The sequence below is a fragment of the Bradyrhizobium sp. genome (assembly GCF_016462955.1).
GTDB lineage: Bacteria > Pseudomonadota > Alphaproteobacteria > Rhizobiales > Xanthobacteraceae > Bradyrhizobium.
Map to the genome: position 1 here is coordinate 1 of NZ_JAEMSD010000051.1, position 18290 is coordinate 18290.

Here is an 18290-nt window from a genome sequence, read left to right on the forward strand (position 1 = left end):
GATCTCTTCCTTGTAGATCCGCATGTCCTTGGTGACGTTGTCGAACAGCGAACCACCGAGATAAAAGCCGTTCTCGTAGCCCTGCATCTTGAAGCCGCGGCCGTCGACGGCCAGCGTTGCGCCCTCCTTGATGCCGATGTCGATATAGCCCTTGACCTTCTCGACCGCCTCGCGCGTCACCAGCGGACCGTAGTCGGCCGACGGATCGATCGAGGTGCCGATCTTCAAGGACTCGACGCGCGGGATCAGCTTCTCCATCAGGCGGTCGGCGGTGGACTTGCCGACGGGGACGGCGACCGAAACGGCCATGCACCGCTCGCCGGCCGAGCCGTAGCCCGCGCCGATCAGTGCGTCGACGGCCTGGTCCATGTCGGCATCGGGCATGATGATTGCGTGGTTCTTGGCGCCGCCGAAGCACTGGCAGCGCTTGCCGGTCTGGGCGGCGCGTTCATAGATGTACTGCGCGATCGGCGTCGAGCCGACGAAGCCGATGGCCTTGATGTCGGGATCGTCGAGGATGGCGTCGACCGCCTCCTTGTCGCCGTTGACGACGTTGAGGATGCCGGCCGGCAGGCCCGCTTCCATCATGAGTTCGGCGAGCAGCATGGGCACGCCGGGGTCGCGCTCCGACGGCTTCAGGATGAAGGCGTTGCCGCAGGCGATCGCCGGCGCAAATTTCCACATCGGGATCATCGCCGGGAAGTTGAAGGGCGTGATGCCGGCGACGACGCCGAGCGGCTGGCGCATCGAATAGATGTCAATGCCGGGGCCGGCGCCTTCCGTGTACTCGCCCTTCATCAGATGCGGAATGCCGCAAGCGAATTCCGCGACCTCGAGGCCGCGCTGGATGTCGCCCTTGGCGTCCGGCACGGTCTTGCCATGCTCGCGCGCGAGCAGCTCGGCGAGCTTGTCGTAGTCGCGCTGGACCAGCTCCACGAATTTCATCATGACGCGGGCGCGGCGCTGCGGATTGGTCGCGGCCCATTCGGGCTGTGCCGCGCGCGCGTTCTCGACGGCGGCGCGGACTTCGGCCTTGGAGGCCAGCGCGACCTTGGCCTGGACGTCACCGGTCATCGGCTCGAAGACGTCGGCAGTGCGGCCCGAGGTGCCCTTGACCTCCTTGCCACCGATGAAATGTCCGATTGAACGCATGGAATGGTCTCCTTCAGGCCGGGCGTGGTCGCTTTGACAAATCCTATCGACCTGCATTTTATAGGATTCAAGTCTGATATAATGCACCATAGATGTGCGAAAATGCTGGATCAAGGCGCTATCGACTGGGACGACTTTCGCTTCGTGCTGGCCATCGTTCGGGGCGGCTCGGTGTCGGCTGCGGCAAAACAGCTGAGCGTGGACCACGCTACCGTGATCCGCCGCGTCGACCGGCTGGAGAAGCACCTCTCGGCCAAGCTGTTCGACCGGCGCAAGACCGGCTACCTCCTCACCGAGGCGGGACAGCGCGTCGCCGACAGCGCCGAAGCCATGGAATCGACCATCGTCGCCAACCAGGAGCAGGTCGGCGGCTCCGTGGCGCGGCTGACCGGCACGGTGCGGATCGGCGCCCCTGACGGCTTCGGCACCGCCTTCCTGGCGCCACGGCTGGCACCGTTCGCCGACCGCTATCCCGACCTCGATCTGCAACTTGTAGCGACTGCGCGGCTATTTAGTCTCTCCAAACGCGAGGCCGACATCGCGATCAGCCTGACCATGCCGAAGGAAGGCCGCATCGTCGGCCGCAAGCTGCTCGACTACCGCCTCGGCCTCTACGCCGCGCCCGCCTATCTCGAGCGCTTCCCCAAGATCGCCTCGCGCGAGGTGCTGCCGCAGCACCGCTTCGTCGGCTACATCGAGGAACTCCTGTTCACGCCGGAGCTCGACTATCTGCCACAGGTCTCGCCGCGGATCTCGGCACGCTTTCGCAGCGCCAATCTGATCGCGCAGCTCAATGCCACGCTCTCGGGTTTCGGCATCGCGGTGCTGCCGCATTTCATGGCGAGCGATCATCCTGAGCTGGTGCCGGTGCTCCCGGAGGAGATTTCGATCACGCGGACGTTCTGGATGCTGATGCATGCCGACAGCAAGGACTTGGCCCGGATCAGGGCCGTGGCGGATTACATCGGTGAGATCGTGGAGCGCGATCGGGACCTGTTTGCGGGACGATGAGCTGATGATTTCGCAGGGTGGGCAAAGCGACGAGACGCGCAAATGCGCAGCTCGTGGCGTGCCCACCACTTCTGCGACAATCATGGAAAGACGGTGGGCACGGCGCAAGGGCGCCTTTGCCCACGCTACGGCATCTCGCTAATTCTGCTTCGCCTTCTTCGCGGCCGCCGCCTTCGGCTCGCGCTTCGCACCCTCCAGCGCGCTGTCCTTGCCGGCCTTGAGGACCTCATCCGACAATTCGCTCGACCCGGCGATGCGCGCCAGCAGCATGCTGCCGGCCATTGTCGCCAGCGTCGCGATCGCCTGCTTGCGTGCGGCCTTGCGCGGCACATCGGGAATGTAGTCGGCCAGCAGTTCGATCATTTCCTCGAGCTTGCCGGCAAAGGCTTTCCGCGCTTTTGGGCTCTCGCGGGCGATTTCGGCGCCGAGCGCGGGAATCGAGCAGCCATGGCCGGGATTGTCGCGGTGAAAGGTCGAGAGATAGGCCTCTGCAACCAGCGCCAGCCGCTTCTCCGGTGAAACCTCGTCGGTGATCTTGCGCCAGTGCTCCATCGAGCGGTCCATGGCATAGCCGAAGGCCTCGACCACCAGCGCCTCGCGGGAATCGAAATGCGCGTAGAAGCCGCCATGGGTCAGGCCGGCCTCCTTCATGAGGTCGGCGACGCCGATGCCATGGGCGCCTTTTTCGCGCAGCCGCACGGAGGCCTTCCTCACGATGCGATCGTGGGTTTCCTGCTTGTGTTCCCGGGAGTAGCGCATGCGGATCTCATTGGATGTCGAAGATCATCTCATAGCACGAAAGCCGGCCAACCGGTGCATTAATTCACGTTAAGCTGTTGCCGATCATGGAAAACGTTGCCGTTGCGTGCACCGCAAGGGCGCCCTTGCCGTCGCGGACGAAGCCTTCGGTGTAGCTGGTCTGACGCCCCAGCTTGATCACCTTGCCTTCGGCCGAGATCAGCCCGGAGCGGACCGAGAGCGGACGCAGGAACGCCAGTTTCAGCTCGAGCGTCACCGAGCCCTGGCCGGCCTCGAGCCGGGTCGAGATGGCGCAGCCCATGGCGGTATCGAGCAGCGCCGCGGCGGTTGCGCCGTGGATCAGGCCGATGGTGTTTTCAAGATCCTCGCGCGGCTCCAGTTCCATGACGATCCGGCCCGGCTCGACCACCGCCATGACGAAGCCGATCAGTTTCGCGAACGGCGGCGGCGGCAGCTGGCCGTCGCGGATACCGAGCATGGCATCCATGCCGGACAGCCCCATCGCCGCTTTCGCCACCGGCGCGGGCGCCTGCCAGTCCACCACGCGCTCGCGCCGCTGCGCCGGCGAGAAAAGCTCCAGTTGATCGATATCAGCCATGGCAACCTCTTTGAATGATATACATCATACTATTTCACGGACTTCGCGCTGGCAACTCGACCCGTAGGCCCGCTTGACAAGCGGTACATTTCGGCCCGGAAGTGATCCTCGGCAGTGCGCCTCGCACACGCCCACGAAATCTTCGAGATGCCATCATGGAAATGCTCAACAACCACTGCGGCGTGACGCGCGATGGGCGCGGCGTCGTTCATGCCGTCATCTGCAACGCCGGCCCGCTCAACATTCTCGGCTCGCCCGTGACCGACGCCGTGCGCGAAGGCCTGCAGCAGCTCGCCTCCGACCGCAGCATCCGAGTCGTGGTACTGCGCGGCCAGAGCGAGAAGAGCCTGATCGGCGGGGCCGACATCAAGGAGATGGCCCGGCTCGATCAGACATCCGCCGAGGCCTTCATCAGCCGCCTGCGCGATCTCTGCGAGGCCGTGCGCGCCTTCCCCGCCCCGGTCATCGCACGCATGCCCGGCTGGTGCCTCGGTGGCGGGCTGGAAGTTGCGGCAGCCTGCGACTTCCGCATCGCCGCGCATGATGCCCATTTCGGCATGCCGGAGGTGCGCGTCGGCATTCCCTCGGTGATCCATGCCGCGCTGTTGCCGCGCCTGATCGGCTGGGCCCGCGCGCGCTGGCTGGTGATGACGGCAGAGAACATCGATGCGCCAACTGCGCTGGCCTGGGGCCTGGTCGACAAGGTCGCGCCGGAGGGCAAGCTCGATGCCGAGGTCGAGCACGTGGTGAACGCGTTGCTCGAATGCGGCCCCGAAGCATTGCGCTCGCAAAAGGCCCTGCTGCGCCAATGGGAGGAGCTGCCGCTGACGGAGTCGGTGAATTTGAGCGTCAAGGTGTTCGGCGAGTCCTTCCTCACGGACGAGCCGACGCGGCTGATGGGCGCGTTCGTGAACCGGAAACGGTAGGAGCTAGGAAGCAACAGCGCAGCCAAAAAAGACGGTGTCATGCCCCGCGAAGGCGGGCATCCAGTACGCCGCGCCTTCTCGGTCCTAGCCACGTCGGCTCTGGAATACTGGATCACCCGCCTTCTTCGCGGGTGATGACAGTGTACCGGGATAAGAACCGCCCAATCGCACGACCAGACCTCATCCGAACCACGACATTTTCTCATCCCTGCCGCAGTTGCATTTCTTGCGCCGCATCATATGATGATCATCATCTTACACGTCGTTTGCCAGGGAACTCCGTCATGGCCGAAGCTGCCGATCCCGTCGTCATCGTCTCCGCCGCCCGCACTCCGCTCGGCCGCTTCATGGGCGATTTGTCGCCGCTTGCCGCCCACAAGCTCGGGTCGCACGTGATCGGAGCGGCGCTGGAGCGCGCCAAGCTTGCGCCCGAAAAGGTCGACGAGGTCTTCATGGGCTGCGTGCTGCCGGCCGGCCAGGGCCAGGCGCCGGCGCGGCAGGCGGCACGCGCGGCCGGTCTGCCCGACGCCACCGGCGCCACCACCGTCAACAAGGTGTGCGGCTCCGGCATGAAGGCAACCATGCTCGCGCACGACATCATCCGCGCGGGCTCGGCCGAGATCGTCGTCTCCGGCGGCATGGAGAGCATGAGCAACGCGCCCTATCTGCTCGCCAAGGCCCGCGGCGGCTATCGCGTCGGCCATGACCGCATCATCGACCACATGATGATGGACGGGCTGGAGGATGCCTACGAGACCGGCCGCTCGATGGGCGATTTCGGCGAGGCCACGGCTGAGGCCTATCAGTTCACCCGCAAGGACCAGGACGCCTACGCCATGGAGACGCTGAGCCGCGCGCGCAAGGCCGTCGAGGGCGGTGCGTTCAAGGCCGAGATCGCGCCGATCACGCTGACCGAGAAGGCCGGACCGCGCGTCATCGCCAATGACGAGCATCCGCTGAAGGTCGATCCCGCCAAGATCCCGGGATTGAAGCCGGCGTTCCGCGCCAACGGCACCATCACCCCGGCCGCCTCCTCGGCCAATGCCGACGGCGCCGCCGCGCTGGTGCTGACGAGGCGCGCGCTCGCTGATCGCGGCGGTCTGCCGGTACTGGCCGAAATCAAGGGCCATGCGACCCACAGCCAGGAGCCGCAATGGTTCACCACGGCGCCGATCCCGGCGATCCGCAAGCTGCTCGACAAGGTCGGCTGGACCGCCTCCGATGTCGATCTGTTCGAGATCAACGAAGCGTTCGCGGTGGTGGCGATGGCGGCGCAGCGCGATCTCGGCATTCCCCGCGAGAAGCTGAACATCAACGGCGGGGCCTGCGCGCTCGGCCATCCGATCGGCGCCACCGGCGCGCGGCTGATCGTGACACTTCTGCACGCGCTGGAGGCCAACAACCTCAAGCGCGGCATCGCCGCGCTCTGCATCGGCGGCGGCGAAGCCACGGCCGTTGCGGTGGAGCGCCGCGCTCACTGACGTGTTGCGTCCGAAAACGAGGGAACTCTGTCATTTGCGACAGACATACGCCGTGTCATTGTACATGCTGACGCAGGTCTGTTGCGGCCTGCCCATGGATACCGAGGCCCGATGATTTCCAACTGGCTCGCGGCAGCACTTTCGCGCCGCAACATCCATTATGCCTGGGTGATGGTCGGCGTCACCTTCCTCGCCGCGCTGATCAGCGCCGGCACGGTCGGCGCGCCCGGCTTGTTCATCGTGCCGCTGCAGAAGGAATTCGGCTGGAGCACGGCGGAGATCTCCTCCGCGCTGTCGATCCGCTTCATCCTGTTCGGGCTGATGGCGCCGTTCGCGGCCGCCCTGCTCAACCGTTATGGCCTGCGCAACGTCACGCTCGCTGCGCAGCTCATCGTGGTGTCGGCGCTCGTGCTCTCGCTAGGCATGACGCAAGTCTGGCAGCTCATCGCCCTCTGGGGCGTCGTGATCGGCATCGGCACCGGCATGACCGCGCTCGTGCTCGGCGCGACGATTGCCACGCGCTGGTTCGCGGCACGACGCGGCCTCGTCGTCGGCATCCTGACGGCGAGCGTCGCCACCGGTCAGCTGGTGTTCCTGCCACTGCTCGCCAGTCTCACAGAACGTTACGGCTGGCGTCTTGCCCTCGGTTTCGTCTGCATGATGCTCGGCGTTTCCGCCCTGGCGGTGCTGCTCGCGATGCGCGACCGCCCGAGCGACGTCGGCCTGCGGCCGCTCGGCGACGAGGGCACCGCGCCCCTGCCTGCCCCGCCGGTGAACCATGGCTCGATCACCGCGGTGGCGCTCGGCAGCTTGCGCGACGCCTCGAAATCGACCGCGTTCTGGATCCTGTTTGCCACCTTTTTCATCTGCGGCGCCTCGACCAACGGACTCGTCCAGGTCCACCTGATCCCGATGTGCCTCGATTTCGGCATCCCGCAGGTCCAGGCGGCGAGCCTGTTGGCCGCAATGGGCATCTTCGACTTCGTCGGCACGATCATGTCCGGTTGGCTGTCGGATCGCTATGACAACCGCTGGCTGCTGTTCTGGTACTACGGGCTGCGCGGACTCTCTCTGATCTTCCTGCCGTTCAGCGATTTCTCTTTGTACGGCCTCTCCGTCTTCGCGATGTTCTATGGTCTCGACTGGATCGCCACGGTGCCGCCAACGGTGCGCCTGACTGCGCAAAAATTCGGGCCCGAGCGCGCCAATCTGGTGTTCGGCTGGATCTTCGCCGGCCATCAGCTCGGTGCCGGCGCTGCGGCCTTCGGCGCCGGCTTCACCCGGACGATCTATCAGAGCTACCTGCCCGCATTCTTCGTCGCCGGCGCGCTCTGCCTGTTCGCCGCCCTGATCGTGCTGGCGCTGTCGCGGCAGGCCAAACTCCAGCCGGCGGCGGCCTGATACTAACCATGGCGATGAGAGGACCGCCGCCAAGCACTCGGGGGTGTCAACATCCAGGTGCAAAGCGGCGGTCCTCAGGCGCGAGAACTTGGGGAGTTCTAGGGCCTGAAGGCAAGGATAGCCGTGGCGATGCCCTGCCACCAGCGGAGAACAATTGCTGCGTATGCAAAAGTGTTGCGCATGACGTTCGAAGTCATTTCGCGTCCTTGTTCAATTCGATCGCAACCTCCGACATCCAGGAGCCCGGCGCTTCCATGAGAAAGGACTGGCGATTGCTCCTGGTCTGGATCGTCACCAGCGCAGCCACCGTGTTTCCCTCAATGCGCGCCTCGATCAGGCCGTCCCTGTTCGTGCCGTAGACCTTGCCGCCCTGCCGGTATTCGCTTTCGAACCAGTTGCCGGAAAGCTCGGTCCCACTCTGCTCGATGTTTGCGGACAGGACCATCTTGTACGCATCGCTGGCGCAGCGCAGATCGAGCGTCAGCGATCGCCCGGGCCGGGTGACGTTGTACCCCACCTTGCAGCGGACCTTCTCGCGGGGACCATCGGACGGCTTCATCGTCCCCGTTCCCGACCAGGTGCCGGCCAAACTGTCGAACACCGGCTCTGCGTATGACGGGTCACTGCCGACGAGCGCGAGGCAAGCGGCACCAATGCCTATGGTCGCCGCCGAAAACTTCGAGAACATTCTGCAATCCTGATTGATGAGATCTGGGCACGTCCTAGGCCCGAACAGCCGCGGGAAGTTGACGAAGATGTTTTGAAATGTTGCCAAGATTGCCTGAACGTTGCCGGGATCGGCGCATCAAGCTGCGACGAAGCCGCCGATGAACCGGAGACGGTGCCAGCCCGGCGCTGGGCCCCGCGACGCCGACCCAAGGTCTCGGGCCATATTGCCGTTAGACTCCGCGACCGAAACGTGAACAATGGCCCGACGCACGTCACGTGCGCAGTGCACACCAAGATGCGCCAGGGGAAACAAAATGCCGGCTGCCTTCCTGTCCTCCGATCCCGTCATCCCGACCGTTCCCTTGACGCCCCGGATACGCGATGCGTTACGTGCGATCGTCGGCGAGAAGGGCCTGATCGAGGACGAGCACGGCAAGCAGCCCTTCGTGACGGATTGGCGCGGGTTGCTGGCCGGCGCTGCCGGCGCCGTCGTTCGTCCCGGGAGCACCGAGGAGGTCTCGCGCGTGGTCCGGCTCTGCCATGAGCACGGCATCGCGATCGTGCCGCAGGGGGGCAACACCGGCCTGATGGGCGGGGCGACGCCCTGGCCTGCGCACACCGGCGTCGTGCTGTCGCTCGGCCGCATGAACCACGTGCTGGATGTCGATCCCGTCGGCTATTCGATGACGGTGGAGGCGGGTTGCGTGCTGCAGACACTCCAGGAGACCGCGGCCCAACATGACAGGTTTCTGCCGCTCAGCCTCGGCGCCCAGGGCTCATGCATGATCGGCGGCAATCTCTCGACCAACGCCGGCGGCGTGCAGGTGCTGCGCTATGGCAATGCCCGCAACCTCGTGCTGGGGCTCGAGGTCGTGTTGCCCAATGGCGAGGTCTGGGACGGATTGCGCGCGCTCAAGAAGGACAACACCGGCTACGACCTCAAGCATCTGTTCATGGGCGCCGAAGGCACGCTCGGCATCATCACCAAGGCCGTGCTGAAGCTATGGCCGGCGCCGAAGGACGTCAGCACGGCATGGCTGACGATCCGCGATCCGCGCGCGGCGCTGGAGATTCTTTCCGACGCCCATAGCGCGTCCGAGGACAATGTCGGCTCCTGCGAACTGATGAGCCGTAGCGCGATCGACATGGTGTTGCGCCATATTCCCGGCGTCCAGGATCCGCTGAAGGGGGAGACGCCATGGTACTTGCTGCTGGAATGGTCGTCTGCGCGACCACGCCGGGACGGCGTTGAAGGCATGTCCGAGAAGCTGGAGCAATTTCTTGCCGACCAGCTCGAGTCCGGTCGTGTGCTCGATGCGGCGATCGCGCAGACCGTCGGCCAGTCGCGCAACATGTGGCGCATCCGGGAGGGTGTCGCCGAGGCCTCTCGCGCCGAAGGACCTGGCCTGAGCTACGACATTTCGGTCGCGATCTCCCGGATACCGGAATTCATCGACAAGGGCACCAAGGCCGTGCTCGACATTCTTCCGAGCATCCGGCCCTACCCGCTCGGGCACATCGGCGACGGCAATCTGCATTTCTCGTTCATGGGGCCGGTGGGGATGGATCAGCAGACGCTGGCGCAATACAAGGGCGCGATCACGCGGAGCGTGAACGATCTCGTCACCTCCATGGGCGGCTCGATCTCGGCCGAGCACGGCATCGGCATCGACAAGCTCGACGAGCTCGGCCACTACCGCTCGAAGACCGAGCTCGACATCATGCGCACCATCAAGCGCGCGCTCGATCCGCAGAACATCATGAATCCCGGCAAGGTGCTGCGGCTGTGACTGTCGATCAACAGGTCTTCTTCTGCAAATGCTCGACGCAGGTGCAGGTCTTGGTCGCCGGATATTTCACGTCGTAATAGGGAAAGCTCGAGGTGGCCGGGCTGTTGGTCGAGCAGCGGGGGAACAGATAGTAGCTGTCGGTCAGCTTCACGGTGCCGGCGATGGTGAAGCCGAGGTTGGGCGCGTAGTCATAGGTCACCTCGCTCAGGACGAGCGAGATATTGGCGTTGGTGGTACCGCTCGGCCCCGTGAACTTCGACAAGGTCATCGGGTCACCCTTGTTTCTCGCGCCCGTCGAGCTGGTCGACCTGCTCCATTGCACCGTCGCATTGCCGCTGCTGTCGGTCGATACGCCCGAGACCGTGATCGTCATCAAGGAGGTGCTGCCGCTCTTGGTCGGATAGGGAGCCATGATGGCGCTCGCAGCCGCAAGAATGCCGTCCATCTGAGACGTAGTGACGGCTGTGTTCTGGGTGACCATGTCGGCGACACTTTGCGCGGTCGCGGTGACCTTGACGTTCATCGCAAGGCCATTGCCGAGCTCGACGCCGCCGACATAGAGCAACAGCATGAACGGCGCCACTATGGCGAACTCCGTCGCTGCAACGGCGCGGTCATCGGCGAGCAGGTGCCGGGCGCGAGATGACAGGGCGGAGATCATCAGGAGGCTCCTGGCTCGTTCTGGAACGCGGCGGACGACATGATCAGCCGGTTGCCGTTGCTGAGGTTCGAGAGATTGAAGCCGAGCGGCCCAAGGACGACGGGCCACTCATACATGACGCGGAGCACGACGATATCGCCGGCATTGCCCGGGTTGTACTGCCAGATATTGGTGACCTTCCCCGAGCCGTCGAAGGTCAGGGTCGGCATTCCCGTGTTCGCGGACGTCCACGAGGTCGCCACCTGCATGTCGACCATGAGCCCGTTGCAATTGAACAGGATCACGATCTGGTCGCAGACCTTCTGCTTGAACGCCGCCTGCGTCATCTGCGCGGATTGAACCTGTCCGGTCCTGACGAGGCGCGCCGACTGGCGCACGATGGTTTCGAGCGTCTGCTGGGCGAAAAAAACCAGAAACGTCTGGATCAGCGCGATGATGAGGGCGAGGAACGGCGCAGCGACCAGCGCGAATTCCACGGCCGTCGCGCCCCTGCTGTCCGCCGCGAAGGCGGCACAGCGATTGCGGCGTCTCATGGTCGTTGCGGCGGGGCCCGTCATAGCTCTTCTTCTCTACTTCACGAGGCTGGCCGTGCTGGATGCGACCTTGAGGAACAGGTTGGTCAGCGCCTCGGAAATGTCGCCGCCAGTCTGAACACTCGCGTACAGACCGGGCGAGGCGCATGATTGCAGCCGTTGCGCGATCGTGCCCGTCGACGAGGACGGATTGTTGAATTGCGCGATACGGCTGTTGTACCAGCTGTCGGTCGGCAATTGCAGATACTCGGTGTAGAGCACCGCGATGCGAATGCCGCGGTTCTTGATCGTCGTGCAGATCGCCGTATTGAGCGGCTGCTGGCATCGCACGGTCGTGCTGCTACCCGTCGGGAGCGGATAGGTGGCGGCCGGGTCGCAGGTACCGGGCTTGGGCATCAGCTTGTCTTCGACGCCGTCGGTAACGAGGAAGACCACCCCCTGCGGCGTATCGTTCGCCTGGTTGGTCCCGGTGCCGGGATTGGGCATGATGGCGTTGACACCCGTGAGCCCACCCGAGATATCCGTGCCGTAGTCGGTCGTGTAGACGCAGTTGCCACTGCTGTTGACGATGATGCAGTTCTGGTGGTCGACCTTCATGAGCTGAATGTTGGCGATCTTCGTGGCGGCCGTGTCCGGGGTAGTCAGCGTCTGAATCGTGTTGAGGGCGTAGTCGAAGGTATAGATGGCGGCCTTGTACGTCGTATTGTTGAGCGCAGCCATGCACTGCATCACGCCTCCCGACACACCCGACTGCGGGCACGTCCAGGGCCCCTTCAGCAATTGTGTAACGGCACTCTGCACGAGGTCGATGCGCAGCTTGATGTTGTTGTTGCGCGCGATGGTGAGGTTATCCTTGGTCGACGCGTTGGCGCCGCTGTCTTTCTGAGGGTTCGTCTCATGACAAGCGAACGCGCAGTTCTTCGAACCGCCGGGCTGATTCTTCGTGGCAGTAATCATGTTGTTGATGTCGGTCTGGGTCGCTGCGATCGCCATCGACGGAGAGTCATCCAACAACAGGTAGAAGTTCATGTTGGGCGCGCTGGACGCCCGCGCCGTGGCGGATCCGTTGACCTGCCAGGTCTGCTTGCCGAGAACCCCGGGGAAATTGTTGATGGACTGCGCGGTGTAGGACACCGTGATGGTTCGCGCGAGACCGGAATCGGTGACGGTGACCGTCGGCGTCGGGACCGAAGCCAGGCCGGGAAGGTTCGCCTTCGTTGCAAAGACGTTCTCCGCGGTCGCCCTGACAACGGCCGTGTCGGTCTGCGTCAGCATCGCCGGCCGCACGGCTGCGATCGCGGCGGCGTCGGCGGCGGCGTTCAACTGCTCGCGCTTGCGCAAGGCCAGTGTGTAGTCGAGCGTCATGCCCAAGAGAAAGATGATCGGAACCATCGTGAGCGCGAAGATGACGGCGACGTTGGCCTTCCGATCACTCCCGAAACGGAGCATTGCGCGGCGGAGCATGACCTTCATCCTGATTGCCGTCGTTACGGCAAAAAACTTTCCCTGAAATCCCGCAATGTGAGAGGCCGCAGCATTGCTGCGATTACCCCCAACATCGCGGGCTGCAATATGCTTTTGGCCTTCTTAATCAAGACTTACGGGCGATCGACAAACATGGACCGCACCAAAGCGCGTTGTATCGTATTGAGAAAGCATCATTAACGCGGCTTAAACGCGATCGCAGAGATCGACGGTTAACAGAATCATAAGCAAGGTGGCGGCGGGTACACGACGTGCACCGGGAGACGGTAAGAGCGCGTCAAGCGCGCCCGGCGCGGGGCGGCCAAGCGAGACCGCCAACGCGCCCCCCCTAGAACAGCCGTCGATGCAGAAAGCGCTCTGCTTTCCGGGCCAAGAACCATATTGCCGCGGGAATCCCGGCGCAAACGCGGACAATACCCTGGAGCAACATGAATCCCGGCAAGGTGCTGCGGTTGTGACCTCATCTTGGCGGATGACTGCGCCGCACCTTTGCAGATCATCCTTCAGAACTTCGCGCCGAAACCATCGGGGCCTCCCGAGGCAATCGCATATGCGTTTTCGAAAGACCTGAGCACGCGCCTCGCCCTTCGAGACGACCGCTTCGCGGTCCCTCAGGGTGAGGCTAAACGGCACCGGTGCCCCTTGAACCCAGCGAAAAGCAATGCGGTCCTCATCCTGAGGGCCCGCCAACGGCGGGCGTCTCGAAGGATGACCACAAGCAAGATCACTCCCATATGCGATTGCCCTGCGGACCACCCGGCCGGCCACCGCCGCCTGACGGCGGCGAGGCGCCGCCTTCAGTTCGCCCGCCGTCACTTTACAGTCCACGTTCCTGTCATACCGGCCGATGAAGCGGCTCGGCTTGTCAACGAGTTCGGGCCGGCTCACCTCGCCGTCGCGATCGTCGTCGAAATATTCCAGCTCCGCCTGCGCGAATGTCCGCTCGGCGCGGCGGATGGCAGGAAATTCCGACGCACTCAGAAAGCCGTTGCCGTTCCGGTCGGCAAATCGCGCCAAGGTGCTCCGGCCGTGATGAGCCGGGCACCCTCGCCCGCTTCTCAGCCGCGCGGGTTGACCACGGCATAGCCGCGTAGAGAGCGCGCATGAATCCGCGTCGCGCGGCCGCCCGAATTGGCATCATATGCCATCCACATGTCGCCGCCGAGGTGCTGCTCCAGAACGAAGACATGGCCGCGCCGGGCCGCAACCATTCCCGGCGCCGGCGACGTCCGCGGAAAGCGCAGCCAGTTCGAGGCGAGATTCAATTCCGGGACGATGCGGCCAAACACGCGCAGGGATGCGCCGCAGCCGCAGAACGACGAGGGGCATCCGGCCGGACGGCCGCCAACGATCCGGTCATTCGAGACAATCGTCGAAGTGGGAGTATTACCGACGTCAGTCACCGTCATTCGCATTGCGCGATAGGCTTGCAACGCCTGCCGTGGAGCCCGTTCACGGCGTGGTTGCGAATACGAGAAGTCGCAGGGCATGGCGACGTTGCATTCGGGCGCTTGAAGAACACGATAAGGCCGCGCTTCCGAGACTGCACAGGTAGCGATAAAAAGGATGCACGCAGAAAGAACTCGTTTGATCATTGCAGGTCTCTGAGTTGGAGATCCTGCCCCGCGCGGGAGAAACAAATATTGATTTGGCCAAAATGGGTCTAAACCGCGGCCAAAAAACTGCTTTTACTTACCGTCTTAACTTAGATCATGTTCAAAGCGTCTCATTCCATGACGCGAAACACTTCCCTTCTACTCCATCATCGCAGCCGCGATCTTCTCCGCCGACATCAGCACCGGAAAGTTGGTGTTGGCGCATGGCACCACGGGGAAGATCGAGGCGTCGACGACGCGCAGGCCCTGGACGCCCTTGACCCGGCCCTGATTATCGACCACCGCCATTGGATCGTCGGCGCGGCCCATGCGGCATGAGCAGGAGGCGTGCCACACACCGATGGTTGCCTTGCGCACGAAGGCTTCCAACGCCTCGTCGTCGGTCATCACCTGATCGAAGGTGAAGCCTTCCACCACGAAATTGTCGATCATGTAGTGGCGCAGCGCCGCCGGGCCGTCCATCAAGGCCGCGGCGATCCTGGTCAGGATCTTATTCTTGGTATTGACCACGCCGATCTTGCGAACCTTGTCGGTATAGGCGGCCGGGAACGGCTTGTCCGTGACCTCTTTGACGATGTCGCTCATCTGAATCGCCGCCATCTTGCGGAAACCGCTCATCAGGCGATCGAGATCGCGCCGGTCCGACAGCAGATTGAACTCGACGATCGGCTCCGCTGACGGATCGCGCGAGGCGAGCTTGACCTGTCCGGTCTCCGAATAGGTCTTGTTGACGAAGGTGAGGAGCGAGCCGATCTGCTCGCCGACCGCGTGCCAGGCCGACTTGGAGAGCAGGACCACGAACATGTCGCCCTTCGGAACGCCGGCAAGGCCCGAGGAGTAGCGCAGGCCGAGCTGCATGTGCCGCCTGGTGTGCTCGTTCATGCGGGCGCCGCGGCGGACAAAGGACGACAGCGAGATCGAGGGATGATCCATCAGGCGCTGGCCGACGCCCGGCAGGCCCATTAGCACGGGAATGCCCATGTCTTTGAGGTGGCCGACCGGTCCGATGCCGGCACGCAGCAGATGCGCCGGCGAATGAATGGCGCCGCTGGAGAGGATGATCTCGCGCCCCCGGAACTCCTGCTCGCGTCCGCCGACGACAGCCTTCACGCCGACACATTGCGTGCCTTCGAACAACAGCTCGCGCACTTGCGTGTTGGTGGAGATGGTGAGATTGGTGCGCTTGCGGGTGTCGCGATCGAGATAGCCCATGGCGGCCGAGACGCGCTGCTCGGCCTGGTTGGAATGCGTCACCGGAAAGAAGCCGTCGACGAACTCGCCGTTCTGGTCCGGCAGGAATTGATGGCCGGCCTGCGCGAAGGCTTGCGCGAACGCCTCAGAATGCCGCGTCCAGTGCTCGCGCGGGATGCGGCGGACCGGAATGCGGCCGTCCTTGCCGTGATAGGGCCCGTCGAAATCCAGGTCGCGCTCGACCTTCTTGAAGAAGGGCAGAACGTCGGCCCACGACCAGCCCTCGGCACCACGCGCCTGCCATTCGTCGTAGTCGGTCGGCGCGCCCCGGTTGGCCATCTGGCCGTTGATCGACGAACCGCCGCCGAGCACGCGCGCCTGCTCGTATTTGCGTAATGGCGGACGCGCTTCGTTCGGATTGTTGTGGCTGACGACCTGAGTGGTGACCTTGAGCTCGGTCCAGTGGAAGCGCGGATCGAAATAGGCCGTGCCCGGATAGCTGTCCCTGATCTCGGCCGGCTCGTCGCCTGGCGGCGTGTCCTGGCCGGCTTCGCACAGCAGAACCTTGTTGGCGCTTCTGGCGGAGAGCCGGTGGGCCAGCACGGAGCCTGCCGAGCCGCCGCCCACGATGATGAAGTCGTACACGATTGGCGTTTCCTGTTGTTCTTGTTGGTTAGCAATCCGTCATCCCCGCGCAACGGCAAAGCCGTTGTCGCTGAGGTGCTCCTGGCGCGAAGCAACGCATCGCGCCAGGAGCCTCGAAGGATGCACGGCCTCGATGCAGCCGGGCCGTCGTCCTTCGAGGGTCGCTGAAGAAGCGGCCACCTCAGGATGACGGTGATGGAGTGTCACCTCCTGCAAGCGCCTACGGCCTGATCGAAAAATTCTCCGGCGGCCCTGCCTTGCGCAGCGGCTCGGCGAGCCGCGCGAACTCGCACAGCAGCGATCTCGTCTTGCGGGGGTCGATGATCTCCTCGACCCAGAACTTTTCGGCCGAGCGGAACGGCGAGCGTAGCTTGTTGAGGCGCTCCTGGATCTCCTTCAGCTTCGCCGCCTTGTCTTCCGCCGCGTCGATGTCGGCGCGGTAGGCCGCTTCGATGCCGCCTTCGAGCGGCAGCGAGCCCCAATAGGCCGACGGCCAGGCGTAGCGGATCGAGCAGCGGTCGGCCGGCTGGTGCACGACGCCCGCGACACCGAATGCGTTGCGCAGGATCACGGTGCACCAGGGCACGGTGGTCTGGTTCACCGCAGCCATGGCGCGGACGCCGTGGCGGATGGTCGCCGCCTTCTCGGCGTCGAGGCCGATCATGAAGCCGGGGCAGTCCATGAGATAGACGATCGGCAGATGGAAGGTCTCGGCGAAATCGACCCAGCGCACCACCTTCTGGCAGGCATCCGCGGTCCAGGAGCCGCCATAGTGGAAGCTGTCGCTGGCGAGCACCATCACCGCCCTGCCCTCGAGCCGCGCGAGGCCGACGATGAGGGGTCTGCCGAAATTCTTCGCGACCTCGAAGAACGAACCCTTGTCGACGACGGACTCGATGATGGGGCGCACCTTGTAGACTTGCTTGCGGTTGCGCGGCACCGCGTTCATCAGCGCTTCGTCGCTGCGTTCGGGATTGTCAGTGCAGGGCACGGACGGCGGCAGCTCGTAGACCGACGACGGCAGATAGGACAGGAAACGCCGCGCGCAGGCGAACGCCTCCTCCTCGGTGTCGACGGCATGATCGACCGCGCCGGCGCGGGTCTGGATGTCGGCGCCGCCGAGTTCCTCCTTCGAGAGGTCCTGCCCCAGCGCCTTCACCACCGGCGGGCCTGCGACGAACATCGCGGATTTCCGCGTCATGATGGAATAGTGGCTGGCGGCGAGACGGGCGGCGCCAAGGCCGGCGACCGAGCCGAGGCCGAGTGCGACCACCGGCACGCGAGACAGATTCTCCGTCGTGAAGCGATACCAGCGCGTGCCGCCGATGCCGCCCGGCAGGTTGGCAGCTCCCTTGGTCTCGATCGTCTTGACCGACCCGCCGCCGCCCGAGCCTTCGATGATGCGGACGATGGGCAGGCGGAAGTCGTGCGCCATCTCCTCGGCCATCAGCGGCTTTGCGGAGATCGACGCATCGGCCGAGCCGCCACGCACGGTGAAATCATCGCCGACCACGACAACGGTGCGGCCGTCGACGCGCGCGCGGCCGAATACGCAGTTCGCCGGCGTGAGCTTCGTGAGATCGCCGCCGGAATCGTACTCACCGATGCCGGAGACGGCACCGATCTCGTGAAAGCTGCCCTTGTCGATCAGCTTGTCGATACGCTCCCGAACAGTCAGCCGGCCCTGGTCATGCTGTCGCTTGACCTTGTCAACGCCGCCCATCTCCCGCGCGAAGGCTTCGCGCCGGGCGAGCTCGTCGAGTTCCGGCTTCCAGTTCATTCACTCCCTCCGAATTGATCGGCTTGTTATTGTTGTGCACGGCCATGGCGACCGGTTTACGTGAGATGCGGTTGTTGAAGGCATCGCCCTCCGCGCCTTCCATCAGGCTGCCGAGCGAGCGGCCGAGCGCGAGCATCAGCGGGGCGACTTCGTCGTGCAGACGCTGCTCGTCATACATCGCCGAGAGCAGACCGATCGTAATGACCACGAAAGTCTGGTACTGCGGCGACCAGATCGGCACGGCGAGGCCGTTGATGTGCGGGCTCCAGAGGCCGCAGGCGACGACATAGCCGCGCTCGCGCAACATCTGCCTGTGAGCCTCGATGCGGGGCTTCAGGATCTTCGCAGCCTCTGGCGCTTCACGCTCCATCTCGGCGATGAAGGCATCGCCCACTTCCGGCGACAAGGCCGCCGTGTAAGCCGCGCCGGCGGCGGTCGAGGCCATGGAGATGCGGCTGCCGGTGCCCTCGTGCAGACCGAGGGCGGAGGCCGAGCGCGCGAACTGGAGATAGACGAGATGGAAACGGTCGGGCACGACGAAGCCGACCGTGCCAGGAAGCTGCTCGGCGACTTCCTGGAGCCGCTGCCGGAT

17 protein-coding genes are annotated in these 18290 nt (G+C 64.3%); 5 read left to right on the forward strand and 12 right to left on the reverse strand.

Annotation, left to right across the window (positions count from 1 at the left end):
• Window positions 1–1152: CoA-acylating methylmalonate-semialdehyde dehydrogenase (gene mmsA, locus JHD07_RS08395; protein ID WP_291620967.1), on the reverse strand; the 1152-nt coding region annotated here is incomplete at its 3' end.
• Between the two features lie 102 nt (window positions 1153–1254).
• Here mmsA and JHD07_RS08400 point away from each other — a divergent pair.
• On the forward strand, window positions 1255–2163 hold the full coding sequence (locus JHD07_RS08400) for a LysR family transcriptional regulator (protein WP_291620969.1): 909 nt from the start codon (window positions 1255–1257) through the stop codon (window positions 2161–2163).
• 138 nt (window positions 2164–2301) lie between these two features.
• Here JHD07_RS08400 and JHD07_RS08405 read toward each other — a convergent pair whose 3' ends face one another.
• Together JHD07_RS08405 and JHD07_RS08410 are read right to left on the reverse strand one after the other, a co-directional pair.
• Window positions 2302–2922, reverse strand: a complete 621-nt coding sequence (locus JHD07_RS08405; RefSeq protein ID WP_291620971.1) for a TetR/AcrR family transcriptional regulator — start codon at window positions 2920–2922, stop codon at window positions 2302–2304.
• A gap of 64 nt (window positions 2923–2986) precedes the next feature.
• Window positions 2987–3520 (reverse strand): PaaI family thioesterase, encoded by a 534-nt coding sequence (locus tag JHD07_RS08410; protein ID WP_291620973.1) that lies wholly within the window; start codon window positions 3518–3520, stop codon window positions 2987–2989.
• A gap of 155 nt (window positions 3521–3675) precedes the next feature.
• Here JHD07_RS08410 and JHD07_RS08415 point away from each other — a divergent pair, with 155 nt between their 5' ends.
• From JHD07_RS08415 to JHD07_RS08425, 3 genes are all read left to right on the forward strand, one after another.
• Window positions 3676–4446, forward strand: a complete 771-nt coding sequence (locus JHD07_RS08415) for an enoyl-CoA hydratase (protein ID WP_291620975.1) — start codon at window positions 3676–3678, stop codon at window positions 4444–4446.
• A 284-nt stretch (window positions 4447–4730) separates the two neighbouring features.
• Window positions 4731–5927 carry an acetyl-CoA C-acyltransferase gene (locus tag JHD07_RS08420; protein ID WP_291620977.1) on the forward strand — a complete coding sequence of 399 codons (1197 nt, stop codon included), beginning with the start codon at window positions 4731–4733 and terminating at the stop codon, window positions 5925–5927.
• A 111-nt stretch (window positions 5928–6038) separates the two neighbouring features.
• A complete protein-coding gene (locus JHD07_RS08425) occupies window positions 6039–7328 on the forward strand; it encodes an MFS transporter (RefSeq protein ID WP_291620979.1) in 1290 nt (429 codons plus the stop codon).
• Between the two features lie 193 nt (window positions 7329–7521).
• On the opposite strand, the gene JHD07_RS08430 is transcribed toward JHD07_RS08425, so the two are convergent.
• Window positions 7522–8016 (reverse strand): hypothetical protein, encoded by a 495-nt coding sequence (locus tag JHD07_RS08430; protein ID WP_291620982.1) that lies wholly within the window; start codon window positions 8014–8016, stop codon window positions 7522–7524.
• A gap of 295 nt (window positions 8017–8311) precedes the next feature.
• On the opposite strand from JHD07_RS08430, the gene JHD07_RS08435 reads away from it, so the two are divergent.
• Entirely contained in the window at window positions 8312–9787 is a 1476-nt protein-coding gene (locus tag JHD07_RS08435) for an FAD-binding oxidoreductase (protein ID WP_291620984.1), read from the forward strand.
• A 7-nt stretch (window positions 9788–9794) separates the two neighbouring features.
• On the opposite strand, the gene JHD07_RS08440 is transcribed toward JHD07_RS08435, so the two are convergent.
• The 8 genes from JHD07_RS08440 to JHD07_RS08475 all read right to left on the reverse strand — a co-directional run.
• Window positions 9795–10448: a TadE/TadG family type IV pilus assembly protein gene (locus JHD07_RS08440; RefSeq protein ID WP_291620986.1), complete on the reverse strand. Its 654-nt coding sequence runs from the start codon at window positions 10446–10448 to the stop codon at window positions 9795–9797.
• On the reverse strand, window positions 10448–11005 hold the full coding sequence (locus JHD07_RS08445) for a TadE/TadG family type IV pilus assembly protein (protein WP_291620988.1): 558 nt from the start codon (window positions 11003–11005) through the stop codon (window positions 10448–10450). Before JHD07_RS08445 ends, JHD07_RS08440 begins: the two co-directional genes overlap by 1 nt.
• A 12-nt stretch (window positions 11006–11017) precedes the next feature.
• On the reverse strand, window positions 11018–12445 hold the full coding sequence (locus JHD07_RS08450) for a pilus assembly protein TadG-related protein (RefSeq protein ID WP_291620989.1): 1428 nt from the start codon (window positions 12443–12445) through the stop codon (window positions 11018–11020).
• A gap of 207 nt (window positions 12446–12652) precedes the next feature.
• Complete coding sequence (locus tag JHD07_RS08455; protein ID WP_291620991.1) at window positions 12653–13483, reverse strand: hypothetical protein; 831 nt, start codon at window positions 13481–13483, stop codon at window positions 12653–12655.
• A gap of 41 nt (window positions 13484–13524) precedes the next feature.
• Window positions 13525–14061 (reverse strand): hypothetical protein, encoded by a 537-nt coding sequence (locus tag JHD07_RS08460; protein ID WP_291620994.1) that lies wholly within the window; start codon window positions 14059–14061, stop codon window positions 13525–13527.
• Window positions 14062–14220: 159 nt separating this feature from the next.
• Entirely contained in the window at window positions 14221–15918 is a 1698-nt protein-coding gene (locus tag JHD07_RS08465; RefSeq protein WP_291620996.1) for a GMC oxidoreductase, read from the reverse strand.
• 220 nt (window positions 15919–16138) lie between these two features.
• Window positions 16139–17698, reverse strand: a complete 1560-nt coding sequence (locus tag JHD07_RS08470) for a carboxyl transferase domain-containing protein (RefSeq protein ID WP_291620998.1) — start codon at window positions 17696–17698, stop codon at window positions 16139–16141.
• Window positions 17628–18290: IclR family transcriptional regulator C-terminal domain-containing protein (locus JHD07_RS08475; protein ID WP_291621000.1), on the reverse strand; the 663-nt coding region annotated here is incomplete at its 5' end. The genes JHD07_RS08475 and JHD07_RS08470, both read right to left, overlap by 71 nt.